At 62.4% G+C, this 17,490-nt stretch carries 21 protein-coding genes; 2 read left to right on the top strand and 19 right to left on the bottom strand.

The window, feature by feature from the left end:
- Window positions 1-14: 14 nt before the first annotated feature.
- From trmD to ylxM, 7 genes are all read right to left on the bottom strand, one after another.
- Complete coding sequence (trmD, locus tag DAUD_RS03340) at window positions 15-764, bottom strand: tRNA (guanosine(37)-N1)-methyltransferase TrmD (protein WP_012301782.1); 750 nt, start codon at window positions 762-764, stop codon at window positions 15-17.
- Complete coding sequence (rimM, locus tag DAUD_RS03335) at window positions 761-1,273, bottom strand: ribosome maturation factor RimM (protein WP_012301781.1); 513 nt, start codon at window positions 1,271-1,273, stop codon at window positions 761-763. The genes trmD and rimM overlap by 4 nt, the downstream gene beginning before the upstream one ends.
- Entirely contained in the window at window positions 1,266-1,646 is a 381-nt protein-coding gene (locus DAUD_RS03330; RefSeq protein WP_012301780.1) for a YlqD family protein, read from the bottom strand. The genes rimM and DAUD_RS03330 overlap by 8 nt, the downstream gene beginning before the upstream one ends.
- A gap of 39 nt (window positions 1,647-1,685) precedes the next feature.
- Window positions 1,686-1,913, bottom strand: a complete 228-nt coding sequence (locus tag DAUD_RS03325) for a KH domain-containing protein (protein WP_012301779.1) — start codon at window positions 1,911-1,913, stop codon at window positions 1,686-1,688.
- Between the two features lie 2 nt (window positions 1,914-1,915).
- A complete protein-coding gene (gene rpsP, locus DAUD_RS03320; RefSeq protein ID WP_012301778.1) occupies window positions 1,916-2,194 on the bottom strand; it encodes a 30S ribosomal protein S16 in 279 nt (92 codons plus the stop codon).
- A gap of 129 nt (window positions 2,195-2,323) precedes the next feature.
- Complete coding sequence (gene ffh / locus DAUD_RS03315) at window positions 2,324-3,682, bottom strand: signal recognition particle protein (protein WP_012301777.1); 1,359 nt, start codon at window positions 3,680-3,682, stop codon at window positions 2,324-2,326.
- A complete protein-coding gene (gene ylxM, locus DAUD_RS03310) occupies window positions 3,682-4,050 on the bottom strand; it encodes a YlxM family DNA-binding protein (RefSeq protein WP_012301776.1) in 369 nt (122 codons plus the stop codon). Before ylxM ends, ffh begins: the two co-directional genes overlap by 1 nt.
- A gap of 269 nt (window positions 4,051-4,319) precedes the next feature.
- On the opposite strand from ylxM, the gene DAUD_RS03305 reads away from it, so the two are divergent.
- Together DAUD_RS03305 and DAUD_RS03300 are read left to right on the top strand one after the other, a co-directional pair.
- Window positions 4,320-5,723 carry an aspartate aminotransferase family protein gene (locus DAUD_RS03305; RefSeq protein ID WP_012301775.1) on the top strand — a complete coding sequence of 468 codons (1,404 nt, stop codon included), beginning with the start codon at window positions 4,320-4,322 and terminating at the stop codon, window positions 5,721-5,723.
- Window positions 5,724-5,808: 85 nt separating this feature from the next.
- A complete protein-coding gene (locus DAUD_RS03300; RefSeq protein ID WP_012301774.1) occupies window positions 5,809-6,039 on the top strand; it encodes a hypothetical protein in 231 nt (76 codons plus the stop codon).
- A gap of 2 nt (window positions 6,040-6,041) precedes the next feature.
- On the opposite strand, the gene DAUD_RS03295 is transcribed toward DAUD_RS03300, so the two are convergent.
- The 12 genes from DAUD_RS03295 to fabK form a co-directional block, all read right to left on the bottom strand.
- Window positions 6,042-7,334, bottom strand: coding sequence for an amidohydrolase (locus DAUD_RS03295; RefSeq protein ID WP_012301773.1), 1,293 nt, complete (start codon window positions 7,332-7,334; stop codon window positions 6,042-6,044).
- Complete coding sequence (locus DAUD_RS03290; RefSeq protein WP_012301772.1) at window positions 7,331-7,999, bottom strand: class II aldolase/adducin family protein; 669 nt, start codon at window positions 7,997-7,999, stop codon at window positions 7,331-7,333. The genes DAUD_RS03295 and DAUD_RS03290 overlap by 4 nt, the downstream gene beginning before the upstream one ends.
- Before the next feature lie 122 nt (window positions 8,000-8,121).
- Window positions 8,122-9,372, bottom strand: a complete 1,251-nt coding sequence (locus tag DAUD_RS03285) for an adenosylhomocysteinase (protein ID WP_456298433.1) — start codon at window positions 9,370-9,372, stop codon at window positions 8,122-8,124.
- Window positions 9,372-10,418, bottom strand: a complete 1,047-nt coding sequence (gene mtnA / locus DAUD_RS03280) for an S-methyl-5-thioribose-1-phosphate isomerase (protein WP_012301770.1) — start codon at window positions 10,416-10,418, stop codon at window positions 9,372-9,374. The genes DAUD_RS03285 and mtnA overlap by 1 nt, the downstream gene beginning before the upstream one ends.
- Entirely contained in the window at window positions 10,418-11,296 is an 879-nt protein-coding gene (mtnP, locus tag DAUD_RS03275) for an S-methyl-5'-thioadenosine phosphorylase (RefSeq protein ID WP_012301769.1), read from the bottom strand. The genes mtnA and mtnP overlap by 1 nt, the downstream gene beginning before the upstream one ends.
- A 319-nt stretch (window positions 11,297-11,615) precedes the next feature.
- A complete protein-coding gene (ftsY, locus tag DAUD_RS03270) occupies window positions 11,616-12,530 on the bottom strand; it encodes a signal recognition particle-docking protein FtsY (protein ID WP_012301768.1) in 915 nt (304 codons plus the stop codon).
- A gap of 9 nt (window positions 12,531-12,539) precedes the next feature.
- Entirely contained in the window at window positions 12,540-13,247 is a 708-nt protein-coding gene (gene rnc, locus DAUD_RS03265; protein WP_012301767.1) for a ribonuclease III, read from the bottom strand.
- Window positions 13,247-14,500, bottom strand: a complete 1,254-nt coding sequence (fabF, locus tag DAUD_RS03260; protein ID WP_012301766.1) for a beta-ketoacyl-ACP synthase II — start codon at window positions 14,498-14,500, stop codon at window positions 13,247-13,249. Before fabF ends, rnc begins: the two co-directional genes overlap by 1 nt.
- Window positions 14,501-14,532: 32 nt before the next feature.
- Complete coding sequence (locus tag DAUD_RS03255) at window positions 14,533-14,766, bottom strand: acyl carrier protein (protein WP_012301765.1); 234 nt, start codon at window positions 14,764-14,766, stop codon at window positions 14,533-14,535.
- Between the two features lie 76 nt (window positions 14,767-14,842).
- Window positions 14,843-15,586 carry a 3-oxoacyl-[acyl-carrier-protein] reductase gene (gene fabG / locus DAUD_RS03250; RefSeq protein ID WP_012301764.1) on the bottom strand — a complete coding sequence of 248 codons (744 nt, stop codon included), beginning with the start codon at window positions 15,584-15,586 and terminating at the stop codon, window positions 14,843-14,845.
- 1 nt (window position 15,587) lies between these two features.
- The gene (gene fabD / locus DAUD_RS03245) at window positions 15,588-16,529 is read right to left on the bottom strand and encodes an ACP S-malonyltransferase (RefSeq protein ID WP_012301763.1); all 942 of its coding nucleotides are present in this window, start codon (window positions 16,527-16,529) and stop codon (window positions 15,588-15,590) included.
- Complete coding sequence (gene fabK, locus DAUD_RS03240) at window positions 16,526-17,476, bottom strand: enoyl-[acyl-carrier-protein] reductase FabK (RefSeq protein WP_012301762.1); 951 nt, start codon at window positions 17,474-17,476, stop codon at window positions 16,526-16,528. The genes fabD and fabK overlap by 4 nt, the downstream gene beginning before the upstream one ends.
- Between the last annotated feature and the right edge of the window lie 14 nt (window positions 17,477-17,490).

Below are 17,490 nucleotides of genomic sequence, written 5' to 3'. Positions count from 1 at the left end.
CTCCCCGCCCGTCGTCAAACCAGGCCCAACTCCTTCAGGCGCCGGGCCAGTTGGGCGAGCAATTCCCGATCCCCCGCCTCCATCCGGGCTGCGTCAATCAGGTCGGGCCGGCGCACCAGAGTCCGGAGCAGGGCTTCTTGCCGGCGCCAGCGTTCGATTTCGCCGTGATGCCCGCTCAGCAAGACCTCCGGCACATCCCGTCCCAGGTAGTCCCGGGGCCGTGTGTACTGAGGGTATTCCAGAAGCCCGCCGGCGAAGGAGTCGTCCTCAGCGCCGCCCGGCTCACCCAGCACGCCGGGGACCAACCGGCACACCGCGTCCACCACCAGCATCGCCGGGATTTCGCCACCGGTGACCACGAAATCGCCCACCGAGATCTCCAGGTCCACGTCTTCGCGGACCCTTTCGTCCACTCCTTCGTAGTGACCGCAGATCAGAACCAGCTTCCCGGCAGCCGCCAGGGCGCGCGCCGAATCCTGGTCGAATCGCCGGCCCTGGGGACACAGGAGCACCACCGTGCCCCCTCCCCGCCCCCGTTCAAGGAGGTGGTCGAGCGCCCGCCGGATGGGTTCAGGCCGCATGACCATCCCGCCCCCGCCCCCATAGGGTGTATCGTCGACCGTCCGGTGCCGGTTCGGCGAGAAGTCCCGGATGTCAAACAGCTCAATGTCCACCAGGCCTCGTTCCCGCGCCCGCTTGATGATGCTGCTCCCGAAGGGACCAGCGAACATCTCGGGGAACAACGTCAGGATACTGATAATCATTCCCGTAACCCCTCAGGCAGGACCACGGTGATGCGCCGCCGGGCCAGGTCGATGTCCCGCACCACGGTCTTAAGTGCCGGGACCAGCAGGGAATCCCCCTCACCGCTCTTTACCACGTAAACGTCGTTGGCCCCGGTGCGCAGCACATCCTCCACGACGCCCAGGTATTCCCCTTCCGCATCGAAGACGGAACTGCCGACGATATCGAAGACGTAGTGGTGGCCGTCAGGCAAGGGCACCAGTTCCGAGCGGTGTATCTTGAGCTGTGCCCCTTTCAACTTTTCGGCCGCGTTCATATCCGGGATTTCCCGGAACTCGAGAATCACAAACCGCTTGTGGTAGGACACCCGCCCGATGTGCACCAGCCGGCGCACCGGCCCCTGTTCCAAGTAAACGGATTTCAGTCGCCGGAAACGTTCGGGAAAGTCCGTCAGGGGCAGCACCCGGACCGCACCGCGGTGCCCCTGGGTATTCACGATCTCGCCGATCAGGATCAATTCCTCACTCATTGTCGGGACCTCCGGCCGGTGTCCTGATGTCCACCACGCGACCGTCTTCCAGAAGCACTTCAACCCCCATCACGCTCTGCCAGTCGTCACCAACCGCCAGCCTGACCAGACTTTCGACGCGCCCGTGCAGCACCTCGTCACCTGGTTGCAGCCTGCGCACGCCCTGCGCCTGCTCAACCAGCTTCTGCCGCGCCTCGAGCCTTTTTTGGCGCTCATCGGCAAGCTGTGGGGCTCCCGGGCGCTCCAGGCGCTGCAGTTCCAGGTCCAGCCGCCGCACGGAGTACTCTATCTGCTGGAGCAGGGCCGTCTTGTAGCGCTCGGTGACCCTGATTTTGACCACCACCGGACGGGTAATAATGATGCTTTTGGGCACCGGACCACCTCCTGGTCTTCCGGCCGCGCTTCACCCCGACTAGATGATTTCCATGGTCACCCGTTTGCGCTGCTTGTTCGCCGCCGCTTTCACCAGAGTGCGTATCGCCTTGGCGATCCGCCCCTGCTTCCCGATCACCTTGCCCATATCCTCAGGTGCAACACGCAGTTCGATGAGCACCACCTTGTCATTTTCCACGACCCGCACCTCAACCTGCCCGGGCTGATCCACCAAAGACCGGGCCAAAATTTCCACCAGTTCTTTCATGGTTAACCCCTTTCCTCGGCTCGTTCCGCCCCAAGGCGCTCCAGCACTCCGGACTTCTTGAAAAGGGATCTCACCGTCTCGGTCATCTGGGCCCCCTGCTGCAGCCACACGCGGGCCTTGGCCTCATCCACCGAAATCCGTGCCGGCTCCTCCAGGGGATCGTAGTAGCCTATTTGCTCGATAAACCGTCCGTCCCGGGGCGAACGGGCATCGGAGACCACGATCCGGTAGAAGGGGTCCCTCTTGGCCCCCATGCGCTTTAGTCTGATCTTTACTGCCACCGTTTCACCTCCTTTCATCAAGTGCCAGCACTTAACTCTTAACTTAAACTTATTCAGCCTAAGACCTGTTTCACTTGTGAGACCTTGGCCCCAACAACGGCCACCGCCACCGCGCAATAAGTTAATAAGTTAAGTGCCTGGCACCTTAAAGGGGAATTTGCGCTTGCCGCCCTTCTTGGCACCCTTTTCCCAGTCGCTGAACTGTTTGAACAGCTTCCTGGTCTGGTCGAATTGCTTGAGGAGCCGGTTCACGTCCTGTACGTTCGTGCCGCTGCCCCGGGCGATACGGCGCCGCCGGCTGCCGTCGATCCGCTCCGGGTTGCGCCGCTCCCAGGGAGTCATTGAGTTGATGATCGCCTCCGCCACGACCAGTTCTTTTTCATCGAACTGCATGGCCCCCTTCATTTTCTTCGTCATCCGGTCCATTCCCGGGATCATCCCCATGATCTGGTCGAGCGGGCCCATCTTCTTGAACTGCCGCAGCTGTGCCACGAAGTCATCCAGGTTGAAGTCGGCGCTCTTGAGTTTCTTGCGTATCTCGGCCGCCTGACTGGCGTCAAAAGCAGCCTGCGCCTTTTCAATGAGAGTCAGGACGTCACCCATACCAAGAATCCGATCCGCCATTCGGTTCGGGTGGAAAGGTTCCAGCGCGTCCAGTTTCTCGCCGATACCGACGAACTTGATCGGGCACCCGGTGACCGCCCGCACCGACAGCGCCGCGCCGCCCCTGGTGTCGCCGTCCAGCTTGGTCAGGATCACCCCGTCCAGCACCAGGCGCTGGTGGAAGGATTCGGCTACCGTCACCGCGTCCTGGCCAGTCATGGCATCGACCACCAGCAGGATCTCGTGCGGCTGAACGCCGGCCTTGATCCGCTCCAGTTCAACCATGAGTTCCTCGTTGATGTGCAGGCGGCCGGCGGTGTCAATAATCACCACATCCTGCCCACCCTTGCGGGTGCTCTCCAGGGCCGCCCCGGCGATACTGACCGGGTCCTGTTCACCCATGCTGAACACCGGTACGTCGATCTGCCCGCCTAGTACCTGGAGTTGCTTGATCGCGGCCGGCCGGTAGACGTCGGCCGCCACCAGCAAGGGCCGGCGGCCCTGCTTCTTGAGGAGATTGGCCAGCTTGGCGACGGTGGTTGTCTTGCCTGAACCCTGCAAGCCGACCAGCATCACCACCGTGGGCGGCTTCGGCGCCAGCTCCAGCCGGGCATTCTGGCCTCCCATCAGCGCGGTCAACTCTTCGTGCACAATTTTGACCACCTGCTGCGCCGGGGTCAGGCTAGCCATCACGTCCTGGCCGGTGGCCCGCTGGCGCACCACGTTGACGAAATTGCGCACCACTTTGAAGTTCACGTCGGCCTCCAGGAGGGCCAGCCGGACCTCCCGCAGCGCCTGATTCACGTCCTCCTCGGTGAGCTTGCCTTTGCCCCTGAGTTTCTTGAAGGTCTCCTGTAGTCTTTCGGAAAGACCGGCGAAGGCCATCATAACACCCCGTTCTCTGAAATCGGTTTCCCGGGCTCCCGCATCTCCCGCAGAAGCTGTCTCAGGCGGATCAGGGCCTCTTCCCGACCGCCAGCGAGATCGTCTAGTACCGCCAAGGCTTCCCCGATCCGGTTTCGGTCGTTCAGGTACCGCATCGCCAGGTTCAGTTTGCGTTCGAAGTATTCCAGCGACTCCTCGGCGCGTTTGAGCGTGTCGTGCACCGCCTGCCGGGTTACCGAAAGTTCCCCGGCGATCTCGCCGAGAGAATAGTCCTGTTCGTAGTACAGCTCCAGCAGTTGCCGCTGGCGGTCCGTGAGCAACGGCCCGTAAAAGTCGTAGAGCAAGTTGATCCAGGCAAATCTGTCCACATTGCGCCTCTATCAAGTAGTTTTACTTTACAGCGCGATTTTATATAACCACTGGGCCGGTGTCAAGAAAAAAACCTTCGGTGAGGAAGGGTTTTCAGGCCACACCTGGAGAATTAAGAGTCTGATTTCGGTTCTTTGTTCCCCATATCTGAATTCTGGATTCTGGTTTATCTTTGGGGCCGAAAACCGGTTTGGCGCACCAACTCGCGGGTTGAGGCACGTAATCCGGTTAGAATATCCCTAATGCCAAGGAAAGGCTGGAATAGACTATGTCCCTGATCTCACTGGAAGAAGCGCTGCAGATGCGCACCGCCGAAGTGCGGGACAAGTACAAAACCTACCTCAGCACCCCCTACGCCGCCATTCAGATTCTGACGAACGCCGACAGACAATACGTCCGGGCCGAGGGGACCCGACTGTGGGACCTGGACGGGCACGAATACCTGGATTTTGTGAGCGGCTACGGCTCGGTCAACCTGGGCCATAACCATCCCCGGATGATTGAAGCCGTCCGCCGGGTAGAGGAGATGCCCAAGCTAGTCCAGGTCTCGCTGCAGCAGCTCCCTGCGGCACTGGCTCACAACCTGGCCCAGGTCGCCCCCGGAAACTTGAAGCGCTGCTTCTTCTGCAATTCGGGCGCCGAGGCCGTCGAGGGCGCGCTGAAAATCGCCCGGGCCGCCACGGGACGCCCGGGATTCATCTCCTGTGAAGGCGGGTTTCACGGCAAGACCTTGGGGGCCCTCTCGGTGTCCGGCCGCGCAAAGTACCGGACCCCGTTCGAGCCCCTGCTATCCGGCTGCACGCTGGTACCCTACGGGGACCTGGATGCCCTTGAATCCGCCCTCAAAGCCGGCCGCGCGGCGGCTTTCATCGTCGAGCCGATCCAGGGTGAGGGCGGGGTGATCTCGCCCCCGCCGGGATATCTCGCCCAGGCCCGCCGGCTGTGTGCCCAGCACCACACCCTGTTCATTGCCGACGAGATCCAGACCGGCTTCGGACGCACGGGAGCTTTGTTCGCCTGCGCGGACGAGGGGGTTGAACCCGACATCCTCTGCCTCTCCAAAGCACTGGGCGGGGGCATGGTCCCGGTCGGTGCTTATCTCACCACGGAAGAAATCTGGAAGAAGGCTTACGGCACCTATGACACATCCCTCCTGCACACTTCCACCTTCGGTGGATACTGGAGCAACACCCTGGCCTGTGCGCTGGCGATCACCGCCCTGCAGATTACCCTGGACGAGGACCTGCCGGCCCGTGCCCGGGAAAACGGCGCCTATTTTCTCGACGGGTTAAGAAGGCTGAAGGGTGCCTATCCCCTGTTGAAGGACGTGCGGGGACGCGGGCTGATGGTGGGCATCGAACTGGCCGATGAGGGCAAGGGGCTCCTCAACAAACTGTCCGCCGGCATCTCCGAGAAAGTGATCGGCGATGCCGGGCAGGTGAGCAGCCTGGTGTCGGTCGAACTCCTGAACAGCTACCGGGTGCTCTCCGTGTACACGCTGAATAATCCCGCGGTAATCCGGCTTTACCCCCCGCTGAACGTCAGCCGGGAAGACCTGGACTACGTGCTGGAGTCGCTGGAAAAGGTACTGTCCCGGCGCAAGAGCTTTTTGGGAGCGGCCTCGTCCAGGCTGGGCGGGCTGGTGCAAACATACAACCGCAACCGACGATAGCCGGAAAGCGACTCTTGTGGCATACGACACTCTTTCCGGGGGAAATACTAAGGGCAAATTCATTCAGTGTAAGGAGGCGTTTCCCTTGAGTTGCTCCGCAGTACGCCACCGTTTTGAAACCGAGAGAGAGAAGGGACTAACCTTTGAAAGGGCTCTGGAAATCTACCACGATGTGGACGGTTCGGTGTCCGCCCACCTGCTTGAACTGGCCGAACTCAAAAAGGCGGGCGACCCCGAGGCGATCAAGCACCTTGAAGACCACATCGCCGAAGGTGAAAAGCTGTTGCGGGAAATCAGGCAGATGAAACTGCACTAGTTTCAAACGGATTCGATCAACCGCCGCGCGGTCCGCTCCGCCTGGCGGAGCACCGTTTCCTCATCAACCGTGAGTACCCGGCGGCCGCGCATCACGACGTGTCCGTCAACAATGACGGTATCCACGTCGGCCCGGCCGGCACTGTAAACCAGGTGCGCCTGGTAGTTGTGCGCGGGGCAAAGGTGGGGTTGGTTCACTCTCCACAGCACGACGTCCGCTCGCTTGCCCACCTCCAGGGTGCCGATCCGGTCCTCCAGTCCCAGCACCCGGGCGCCCCCTGCGGTGGCCATTTCCAGCACCAGGCCGGCCGGTAGCACCGTAGGATCTCCCTGGGCCACTTTCTGCAGGAGGGCGGCCGTACGCATTTCCTCCACCATGTTCAAATCGTTATTACTGGCTGCACCGTCGGTGCCGATGCCGACCCGGACCCCGGCCGCCAGCATCCGAACCACCGGGGCGATGCCGCTGGCGAGTTTCATGTTGCTCTGCGGGTTGTGGGCCACCCCCACCCCTCTCCGGGCCAGAATTTTAATGTCCGCCTCGCTCAGGTGCACGCAGTGCGCCGCCAGCACCGGCCGGTGAAAAAGGCCGGTCTCTTCCATCAGGGCAATCGGCGAACAGCCGTACTCCGCCTTGATCTGTTCGATTTCGGTCCGGGTTTCGGACAGGTGAATATGCAGCCCCACGTCCAGTTCTTCCGACGCGGCCACCACTTTTTTCAGGTACGCCGGCGGACAGGTGTAGGGGGCGTGCGGTCCCAGCATGGCCGAAATGCGCCCCGCCGCTGCCCCGTGCCAGCGGCGCACAAATTCGCACCCCTCGGCCAAGGCTTTTTCGGCGTGCTCCGAGACTCCGATCAAGCCCCGGCACAATGAAGCCCGCAGGCCAATTTCTTCCACGGCCTGCGCAACCCGGTCCATCTCGAAGTACTGGTCGGCAAAGGTGGTAGTGCCCGACTTCAGCATTTCCAACCCCGCGAGCAGGCTGCCCCAGTAGATGTCATCCCCGGTCAGCAGGTTCTCTACGGGCCAAATTTTCCGAGTCAGCCACTCCATCAGGGGCAGGTCGTCCGCGTATCCCCGAAAGAGGGTCATGGCCGCGTGTGTATGGCAGTTCACCAAACCGGGAGTGGCCACCATCCCCGTGGCGTCGATGGTCTCGTCCGCTTCGAACGTTCCCGGAACCGCTCCCGTGGGTCCGGCGAAAACAATCCGGCCCTCCTCCACCGCCACGTCTCCGGTGAAATCCGACCCGGCCACTGGAATCACGTAGGCGTTCCGAATCAAAAGCCTCATCCCTCGGCCCCCTCTTTCTGACCGTATTCTTTGGTGTAGTATTCCAGCAAGCGGGCTACTTCCTGATCGGTAAGAGCCACGGGCGTCCCGATGGCGCGCGCCAGGATGTATACCTGGGCCGCTCTTTCCACCTGCTGGCACACCTGAAACGCGTCCTCCGGGGTCCGCCCCACGCCGACCACGCCGTGGTTGGCCAGCAATACCGCGTTGACCCGGCCTAGTGCCTGAGCCGCCAGTTCCGCCAACCGCCGGCTGCCGGACACGGCATACTCGGTTACCGGCACCGATCCCCTGATCATCGCCACTGCGTCCTCCAGGATGGGCGGTATGGGCATCCGGTTCACCGCCATCGCCCCGGCGTACGGTGAATGGGTATGGATGACGCACTGAACGTCGGGCCGGGTCCGGTAAACCGCAAGGTGCAGGGCAAGTTCGGTGGAAGGTTTGCGGTCGCCCTCAACCACCCGCCCGTCCATACCGATGACCACCATGTCCCGGGTGCTCATCCGGTGGTAATCCAGCCCGCTGGGGGTGATCACCACCACATTGTCCTTCGCCACCCGGTAGGAAAGGTTGCCCCAGGTACCGATCACCAGCCCCGCTTCGGCCACCTTCTGTCCCAAGCGGACCAGTTTTTCCTTGGCCTTGTCGGCCGCCAGACTCATCCCACACCCCTCCTTACGATTGGGAGGTGGGAGGCGAGAGGTTGGAGGTGAGATCGAGAAAAGGGGACAGTCCCCTTTTCTCAACCGCTTTCCCACCTCTAACTTCCCACTTCACACCTCCATCATGCCGGCCCCCATCCGGCGAGATACTCCTCCTGCTCCGGAGTCAGCCGGTCAAGTTTAACGCCCAGGGCCCCGAGTTTCAGCTCGGCCACCCGGCGGTCGATTTCCGGGGGCACCGGGTACAGCTTCTTTTCCAGTTCCCCGGCGTGCCTCACAACATACAGGGCCGTAAGCGCCTGCAGGGCGAACGACATGTCCATGATCTCGGCCGGGTGTCCGTCCCCCGCCGCCAGGTTTACCAGACGGCCGCGGGCCAGGAGGTACAGCCGGCGGCCGTCCGCCAGTTGGAACTCCTCAATGTTCGGACGGACCGTCCGCCGGGAGACCGCCAGCCGTTCCAGGTCCGGTCCGGAGATTTCCACGTTGAAATGCCCGGCGTTGGCCAGGAGCGCCTGGTCCGGCATCACCTGGAAATGTCCGGCGTGGATGACGTCCCGGCAGCCGGTGGCGGAAATGAACACGTTCCCCAACCGGGCGGCCTCCAGGCTGTGCATGACCCGGTAGCCGTCCATGTGGGCTTCAATCGCCCGGACCGGGTCAACCTCGCAGACGATTACTTTCGCCCCCAGCCCGCGGGCCCGCATGGCGATGCCCCGCCCGCACCAGCCGTACCCGAACACCACGACCGTCTTGCCAGCCACGAGCAGATTGGTGGTCCGCATGATCCCGGACCACACCGACTCTCCGGTGCCGTAACGATTGTCGAACAGGTACTTGGTATGGGCGTCGTTAATCGCAAACATCGGGAACGCCAGACGGCCCTCACGCGCCAGGGCCCGCAGCCTGATCACCCCGGTGGTGGTCTCCTCGCAGCCCCCGATCACCCCGGGGGCGAGGTGGGCCAGGTCGGTGTGCAACAGGTGCACCAGGTCGCCACCGTCATCAATTACGATCCCGGGACCGTTCTCCAAGGTCTGTATCAAATGCGTACGGTACTCGTCCGGTGTCGGGTCATGCCAGGCAAACACGGCAATTCCGGCCTCGACCAGCGCGGCCGCCACGTCGTCCTGGGTTGACAAGGGGTTGCAGCCGGTCACCGTCACTATTGCGCCGCCGGCCTTCAAGACCTCGGCCAGGTAAGCCGTCTTGGCCTCCAGGTGTACACTGACCGCCACTTTGACGCCCGCCAGCGGCCGGGAACGTTCAAACTCGGCCCGGATCGCACCCAGGACAGGCATGTGGGCCCGGACCCAGTCGATCTTCATCCTTCCCTGTGGTGCCAGGTCCGGATTCCGGATCGCGCAGTTCATCATTCTCTCCTCCCGCTGCCCACGGCACGGCGCAGGGCTTCCCCGAAGGGTGGTTTGAGCACCCCGGCATCCGTAATGAGGGCGGTGATCAGTTCGTTGGGGGTTACATCAAAAGCCGGATTCCAGACGGCCACTCCCTGCGGAGCGACCCGGCGGCCGCGGAAGTGGGTCAGTTCGGCGGGGTCACGTTCTTCAATGGGGATGTCACGGCCAATGGCTGTCCGGAGGTCGACCGTCGAGAGCGGAACCGCCACGTAGAACGGGATGCCGTGCGCCCGGGCCAGCACCGCCAGGCTGTAGGTGCCGATCTTGTTGGCCACATCCCCGTTGGCGGCCACCCGGTCGGCCCCCACGATCACCAGGTCCAGCCCCTCCCGGGCCATCAGGTAACCGGCCATGTTGTCCGCCACCAGCACCACCTCGATACCTTCGCGCATGAGTTCCCAGGCCGTCAGCCGTGCACCCTGCAGAAACGGCCGCGTTTCGCCGGCAAACACCTTGACCTGCTTCCCCGCCTCCCGGGCCGCCCGGATCACCCCCAGGGCCGTCCCGTACCCGGCCGTGGCCAGCGCCCCCGCGTTGCAGTGGGTCAGGATACGGGCCGGGTCCGGTATCAACTCGCGGCCGAAGAGCCCCATCCGGCGGTTGGCCTCGATATCTTCCCGGACTATGGCCTGGGCTTCCGCCAGCAAGGCGGCGCGCAGCGCCCCGGGTTCCCCCAGCGTCTCCACGGCCCGGGCCAACATGCGTTCCAGGGCCCAGTCCAGGTTCACCGCCGTGGGCCGGGTATCCCGGAGTACCCCGGCGATTTCGCGCAGGCGGGCCAGAAAGGACTCTCGGTCCCCTCCGGTCTCCAGTGCGCCCAACACCAGTCCGAAAGCACCTACGGCACCGATGGCGGGTGCCCCCCGGACCCGCATGGTCTTGATGGCTTCGGCGGCATCACGGTAGGAGCTGCAGGTGACGTAGACCGTCTCTTCCGGCAGCCTAGTCTGGTCGAGGACGTACAGCCGGCCGTCTTTCCAGTACAGGGCCTCAACCGGCATTACTGTTCCTCTTGCGGTACGGCACCGTTTTGATGCCGCGAGCCAGCCCGACCACTGACCACCGACGACCGACCAACATTATTGTCCGACCCAACCACCGGGCCCCGCACCGCCTCGTGGCACGGACAACTTCGTTCCGGATCGATCAGGAGCACGGTGCCGGCGATCAGGGAACGGATCTTTGCGGCGTTCACCCGCATGGCTTCCAGCACCTCTTCGTGGGTCAGCCGGTGGGGCGAGATGCCGGCGGCGAAATTGGTCACCATACAGATGGTGGCGTAGCAGATTCCAGCCTCCCGGGCCAGCACCACTTCCGGGACTCCGGTCATTCCGGCCAGGTCGGCGCCGAGGTGTCTCAGCATCCTGATCTCGGCGGGACTCTCAAAACGAGGGCCTTCGGTGGCCGCATAAGTGCCGCCCGGGTGCACCGTCAGTTTCAGGGCCGCCGCAGCTTCTTCCAGCAGCGCCCGGAGCTCGGGACAGTACGGCTCGGTCATGTCCACGTGCACCACGCCTTCCGGTCCCCCTTCGAAGAAGGTCTGGGCCCGGGACTTGGTGAAGTCCAGGAACTGGTCGCAGAACACGAAGTCTCCCGGCTTCATGTCCAGGTTGAGCGATCCGACCGCGGCGGTGGCCAGGATACTCCGCACACCCAGTTGTTTCAGGGCCATGATGTTGGCCCGGTAATTGACCAGGTGCGGCGGCACCGAGTGCCACCGCCCGTGGCGGGCCATAAAGGCAACCTCCCGCCCCTCGAAACGGCCCACCTGCAGGTCGACCTCCCCGTAAGGAGTGCGCACGTGGTCTTCGCGTATTTCCCCCAACATAGCTGGGTCATACACCCCGGTTCCGCCGATCACCGCGATCCTCACCGTCATTTGTCCATCCCCCTGCGTATGGTTTAGCTTCCGGCACCCAAAACCCGTTTATGCATCGTAGTCGGCGGTCATGCACAAAAGAAGGGGCAGCCGATGCCCCGGTAAACCAGAATTCAGAATCCAGAATCTAGAATCCAGAATGAGGAACAAAAACATAATCAGAATCATACCGAAGAGCGGCACCAAATTCAGTGCATCACCCATTGTCGAGCCTCTGATCAACTTTTCTCCCCATATATGCATGTAGTGCTTACGGCATAGGGTCTAAGTCCTTTCATTTACTTCTGAATTCTGGATTCTTAATTCCTGTTCCCCGTTGTTATCCCAGCAGGCCGTCTACGAACTCCCCGGCGTGGAAATAGGAGAGGTCTTCGATTCTCTCGCCGGTGCCCACCAGTTTGACTGGTATCTTTTGCGAATTTCTGATCGCCGCCACGATTCCGCCCTTGGCGGTTCCGTCCAGTTTGGTCAGCACGATTCCGGTCACCCCGACGGCCTCACCGAATATTTTGGCCTGGTTAACCGCATTGTGCCCGGTGGTCGCATCCAGAACCAGCAAAACTTCCTGAGGCGCACCCGGCAGTTCCCGGCTCACCACCCGGAACACTTTTTTCAGTTCTTCCATCAGGTTGACCCTGGTGTGCAGCCGACCGGCCGTGTCGATGATCAACACGTCGTACTCACGCGCCCGGGCGGCCTGGATGGCGTCGTAAACCACTGCCGCCGGATCGGCCCCCTCACCGTGCCTGATCAACTCAACCCCGGCCCTGTGGGCCCAGATTTCCAACTGGTCGATCGCCGCCGCCCGGAACGTGTCGGCCGCCGCCAGCAGCACTTTCTTTCCATCCCGGCGGAGCAGGTGGGCCAGCTTGCCGATCGAGGTCGTCTTCCCCGTCCCGTTGACTCCTACCACCAGAATCACCGTCGGGTCTCCGTCCAGCCTAAGGTTTGCGGTTTCATCCCCGCCCGCGAAAATCCGGCGCAGTTCATCCTTGAGGATCGGTTTGAGCTTGGTGGGGTCATCGAGTTTCTGCGCCTTCATCCGCTCGCGCACCCGTGCCACAAGCTCCAGGGAAGTCTCCACCCCCACGTCGGCCTGAATCAAAATCTCTTCCAGTTCCTCGTAGAGGGACTCGTCTACGGTCGTCCGCCCGTACACCAGACCCTCCACCTTCCCGGCCAGTACCTCACGGGTCTTGGTCAGGCTCTGTTTCAGGCGGCTGAATAAGCCCATAAGAACCTCCTAGTGGTGCTGTTCAACGCGCTCAAAACTGACTAGCGCCTCCCTGGCCGCGTGCTGTTCGGCCTCTTTCTTGGTACGCCCGGTGCCCCGGCCTAGAACCTTACCCCGGTACACCACCCCGGCGGTGAACAACTTGTTGTGGTCCGGACCCTCTTCCTTGATGATTACATAGCGCAACGGCTCGGGAGACCTTTTCTGCAGGAGTTCCTGCAGCCGGGTCTTGTAGTCGGCCTCCCCCTTCCCAGCAAGCGTGGCACTAATTATGGGTTCGAGGCTTTGCAGGGCAAACCACCGGGCGACCTCCAAACCCTGGTCGAGATAAAGCGCCCCCAGCAGCGCCTCCAGGGCGTCGGCCAGTACCGAGGGGCGCTCCCTGCCGCCCGACAGCTCTTCCCCCCGGCCCATTCGCAAGTAGGTACCCAGGTTCATCTCTCGGGCCACGTGCGCCAGGGCCGGTTCGCAGACCACGGCGGCGCGGATTTTCGTCAGGTCGCCTTCGGGAGCATCGGGCAGCCGCCGGTACAGGTGCTCACTGACCACGATTTCCAGTACCGCGTCACCCAGGAATTCCAGCCGCTGGTTGTGCCGGTGCCCCGGGTGTTCGTAGCTGAATGAGCTGTGGGTCAGCGCTTCAAGCAAAAGGTCCGGATCCCGCCAGAAGAGCCCGATGCCTTCCTGGAATTCCGCCAGGTTCGTGAACGGCACCATTACCGGTCACCGTCCTCGTACCTTCTAAAAACCAGCGTGGCGTTGTGCCCACCGAAGCCGAAAGCGTTGGACAGGCAAACCCGCACCCGGGCCTCCCGGGCGATGTTCGGCACATAGTCCAGGTCGCATTCCGGGTCCGGGTGTTCATAGTTTATTGTTGGGGGGATTACCCCCCGCTGAAGCACCAGGGCACAGATCACCGCTTCCAGGCCTCCCGCGGCACCGAGCAGATGCCCGGTCATGGACTTGGTCGAACTGACCGCCAATTTAGAAGCGGCGGGGCCGAAAACGCTTTTTAAGGCCAAGGTTTCCACCCGGTCGTTTAAAGACGTTGAAGTACCGTGAGCGTTCACGTAGTCCACCTCGTCCGGTTCGACGGCCGCGTCGCGCAGAGCGGCCTGCATCGAGCGGACCGCGCCCAACCCTTCCGGATCGGGGGCGGTGATGTGGTAGGCGTCGCAACTGGTGCCGTACCCGATGACCTCGGCGTAGATCCGGGGAGCTCCCCGTTGCAGAGCGTGTTCCAGACTCTCTAGCACCAGAATGCCGCAGCCCTCAGACATGACGAACCCGTCCCGCTGGGCGTCAAAGGGCCGTGAAGCCTGCTCCGGGGAGTCGTTCCGCACCGAAGTCGCCTTCATCGCGCAAAAGCCGGCCAGTGCCAGCGGGGTGATTGATGCTTCCGTACCGCCCGTGATGATCACGTCGGCGTCACCGCGCTGAATCACCTTAAAGGCATCCCCGATAGCGTGATTGCCGGACGCGCAGGCGGTGACCACAGTGACGTTGGGTCCGCACAACCCGTAGGTAAGCGCAATCTGACCGGCCGCCATATTCCCGATCATCATCGGTACAAAAAAGGGGCTCACGCGGTCGGGGCCGCGCTCGAACAGGACCCGGGCCTGTTCCTCGAAGGTGTGCATGCCGCCGATTCCCGAACCGATGACCACCCCCGCGCGTTCCCGGCGGAGGCCGTCCAGCTCGATCCCGGCGTCCTTGATCGCCATGCCCGCGCCGGCCACCGCAAACTGCGCGTACCGGTCCATCCGTCGGGCTTCCTTCTTCTCGATGTAGTCCGTTGGTTCAAAATCGGGCACTTCGCCGGCGATCCGTGTTCTGAAAGCCCCAGCGTCAAACGACTGAATGGTTCTGATTCCGGAACGCCCCGCGACCAGGGCGGACCAGAACACCTCCAGACCGGTGCCGAGGGGCGTGATTGCCCCCATACCGGTAATTACCACTCGCGGCCGCAACAAAAGCACCTCCCCCAGGAGGGCCGGGAGCGCTAACTCCGTTCTTCAATGTAGGCCACGGCATCACCGACGGTACGGATCTTTTCCGCATCCTCATCGGGAATGCGTATCTCAAAAGCCTCCTCAAAGGCCATTACCAGTTCCACCAGGTCCAGCGAATCCGCTCCAAGATCATCTACAAATGAGGCCTCCGGAGTAACCTCTTCTTCGTCCACCCCCAGTTGTTCCACAATCAGCGCCTGTATTTTCTGCAACTTTTCCGACATCTGCCTGTCACCCCCTTTCCACTGCCTGACCGCCTTTGATTTATTATTTTGCGCGATATTCAACCGACTCGCGCTCCTACATGGCCATTCCACCGTCGACGGCGATCACCTGCCCGGTGATATACCCGGCCGCATCACTGGCCAGAAAGGTGACGAGCGCCGCCACGTCCTCGGGAGTGCCCAGACGCCCCAGGGGAATCTCGGAAAGCATGCGCTCGCGCACCGCCGGGCCCAGTTTATCGGTCATTTCGGTCTGGATAAAACCAGGCGCAACCGCATTCGCCGTGATGCTCCGCGAGCCGACCTCTCTGGCCACCGACTTGGTGAACCCGATCAGGCCCGCCTTGGCCGCCGCATAATTCGCCTGACCCGCGTTGCCCCGCAGTCCGATGACGGACGAAATAATGATGATCCGGCCGTGGCGGGCTCTGATCATCGGCCGGAGCGCCGCCCGGGTGGTATTGAAAACCCCTTTTAGATTGACGTTTATGACTTCGTCCCAATCCTGATCCGTCATCCGTAATAGCAGGTTATCCCGCGTAATCCCGGCGTTATTCACCAGTATGTCCAGACGTCCGAATTTGTCCAGACCAGCCTGGACCAAGTCCGCGGCTTCCTGCGGCCGGGATACGTCGGCCTGGAACAATAATACCCTGGAACCGAAACGTTGGGCTTCTGCCGCTACTTGTTCCGCCGCCCGGATGTTGCTTGCGTAGTTCACGATCAGGTCGGCCCCCGCAGCGGCCAGAGCCAGGGCCACGGCCCGCCCGATACCGCGTGAGGCCCCGGTTACCAGGGCCGTTCTTCCGTCAAGTTTCATTCTAGCCAACCTCCTCCAGGCACGCAAGGACTTTTTGCAGGGAGGCCCCGTCCTCCACGTTGAGGATGGCGGTATCCCGCGAAGCGATTTTCTTGACCAGCCCAGACAACACTTTGCCGGGACCGACTTCCACAAAAGTCCGCACTCCGGCCCCGATCAGCGTCTGTATCCCTTCCTCCCAACGGACCGGACTGTAAATCTGCCGGACCAGGGCCGCCCTCACCTCGGCCGCCGTCACCAGGAACCGGCCGTCAACGTTGGCCACCACCGGCGTTCGGGGATCCCTTATCTCGATCCCGTCAAGGGCTTGGGCCAGGCGCTCCCCGGCGCTGCGCATCAGGGAGGAGTGAAACGGCCCACTGACCGAAAGCGGTACACATTTCTTTGCTCCGGCCTGTTTTGCCAGGTCGACCGCTCGCTCCAGCGCCGCCATCTCTCCCGCCAACACCACCTGTCCGGGACAGTTGAAGTTGGCCAGGTTGATTACTCCGGCACGTCCGGCCTCGGTCGCGATTTCTTTGAGGGTTTCCCGCTCCAGTCCCAGGACGGCCACCATGCCGCCGGTCCCAAGGGGAACGGCTTCTTGCATGAGCTGTCCCCGCCGCCGCACCAGGCGCAAACCATCCTCAAACGAAAAGGCGCCGGCTACGACCAAGGCGGTATATTCACCCAGGCTGTGTCCAGCGAGCACGTCCGGAAGGATTCCTTTTTCGCGGAGCACTTCGAAACAGGCGACACTGGTGGCAAACACGGCCGGCTGAGTATTGGCCGTTTTCTGGAGTTCCTCTCTAGGCCCTTCAAAACAGAGCTTGGTCAAGGAAAAGCCGAGAATCTCATCGGCACGGGTGAAAATCCGCCTCACCACCGGGTAGCTGCGGTGCAGTTCTTCACCCATGCCCACGTACTGGGAACCCTGGCCGGGGAACAAAAAGGCCGTTTTCATCTCGCTTCTCCCATCCGGGCCATCCGTGCCACGACCTGTTCCGCTTCCGCCACCAGTTGCCGGATAATTTCCCTGGCCGGCTTGATGTCATTGACCAGGGCCGCAATCTGACCCGCCATCACCGAACCGTATTCCACATCCCCATCCACCATTGCCGCCCGCAGTTTGCCCACTCCCAGCTTTTCCAGCTCCTCCGGGGGCGCCTGCCTGGCCTCCAGTTCCTCAAACTGCCGTGTGAGCTTGTTCCGGAGACACCTTACCGGATGACCGGTGGTGCGCCCGCTGACTACGGTGTCCCGGTCCTTGGCCTTGAGAATCTTCTCCTTGACCAGCGGATGCACCGTGCACTCCTCGGCACAGATGAAGCGGGTGCCCAACTGCACCCCCTTGGCTCCCAGCGCCAACGCCGCCGCTACTCCCCGGCCGTCACCGATCCCGCCGGCCGCGATTACCGGGATGCTTACGGCATCTACAATTTGAGGCACCAGGACCATGGTCGTCAGCTCTCCGATGTGGCCGCCGGACTCCATGCCCTCCGCGATCAGAGCGTCCACCCCGGTCTGCTCCAGACGCCGGGCCAGCGCGACCGAGGGCACGACCGGTATCACCCGGCAGCCCACTTCGCGCAGCGCACTGATGTACTTGCCCGGGTTGCCGGCTCCGGTGGTCACCACCGCCACTCGTTCCTCAAAAACCACCCGCATTACCTCGTCCGCAAATGGGGAAAGCAGCATGACGTTCACGCCGAACGGTCTGTCGGTGAGCGATTTTGCGGCGCGAATCTGGGCTCGGACCCAGTCCGGCGGAGCCTGACCGGTGCCGATGATTCCCAGGCCGCCGCCTTCGGAAACAGCCGCCGCCAGCTTGGCTTCCGAAACCCAGGCCATCCCGCCCTGCAGAATCGGGTACTCGATACCCAGCAATTCGCAAAGTTCTGTTTTCAGCACTTTTTGGAACCTCC

The organism is Candidatus Desulforudis audaxviator MP104C (assembly GCF_000018425.1).
Lineage (GTDB): Bacteria > Bacillota > Desulfotomaculia > Desulfotomaculales > Desulforudaceae > Desulforudis > Desulforudis audaxviator.
This window is presented reverse-complemented; position numbering and strand designations above follow the sequence as displayed.

Coding starts and splice junctions, on each gene's coding strand:
- ftsY (WP_012301768.1), bottom strand. CDS start 12,530: ATGGGCTTATTCAGCCGCCTGAAACAGAGCCTGACCAAGACCCGTGAG.
- trmD (WP_012301782.1), bottom strand. CDS start 764: ATGATTATCAGTATCCTGACGTTGTTCCCCGAGATGTTCGCTGGTCCC.
- DAUD_RS03305 (WP_012301775.1), top strand. CDS start 4,320: ATGTCCCTGATCTCACTGGAAGAAGCGCTGCAGATGCGCACCGCCGAA.
- DAUD_RS03255 (WP_012301765.1), bottom strand. CDS start 14,766: ATGTCGGAAAAGTTGCAGAAAATACAGGCGCTGATTGTGGAACAACTG.
- rimM (WP_012301781.1), bottom strand. CDS start 1,273: ATGAGTGAGGAATTGATCCTGATCGGCGAGATCGTGAATACCCAGGGG.
- DAUD_RS03325 (WP_012301779.1), bottom strand. CDS start 1,913: ATGAAAGAACTGGTGGAAATTTTGGCCCGGTCTTTGGTGGATCAGCCC.
- ffh (WP_012301777.1), bottom strand. CDS start 3,682: ATGGCCTTCGCCGGTCTTTCCGAAAGACTACAGGAGACCTTCAAGAAA.
- DAUD_RS03290 (WP_012301772.1), bottom strand. CDS start 7,999: ATGAGTCTGGCGGCCGACAAGGCCAAGGAAAAACTGGTCCGCTTGGGA.
- DAUD_RS03295 (WP_012301773.1), bottom strand. CDS start 7,334: ATGAGGCTTTTGATTCGGAACGCCTACGTGATTCCAGTGGCCGGGTCG.
- fabG (WP_012301764.1), bottom strand. CDS start 15,586: ATGAAACTTGACGGAAGAACGGCCCTGGTAACCGGGGCCTCACGCGGT.
- DAUD_RS03285 (WP_456298433.1), bottom strand. CDS start 9,372: ATGAACTGCGCGATCCGGAATCCGGACCTGGCACCACAGGGAAGGATG.
- mtnP (WP_012301769.1), bottom strand. CDS start 11,296: ATGACGGTGAGGATCGCGGTGATCGGCGGAACCGGGGTGTATGACCCA.
- fabD (WP_012301763.1), bottom strand. CDS start 16,529: ATGAAAACGGCCTTTTTGTTCCCCGGCCAGGGTTCCCAGTACGTGGGC.
- rnc (WP_012301767.1), bottom strand. CDS start 13,247: ATGGTGCCGTTCACGAACCTGGCGGAATTCCAGGAAGGCATCGGGCTC.
- mtnA (WP_012301770.1), bottom strand. CDS start 10,418: ATGCCGGTTGAGGCCCTGTACTGGAAAGACGGCCGGCTGTACGTCCTC.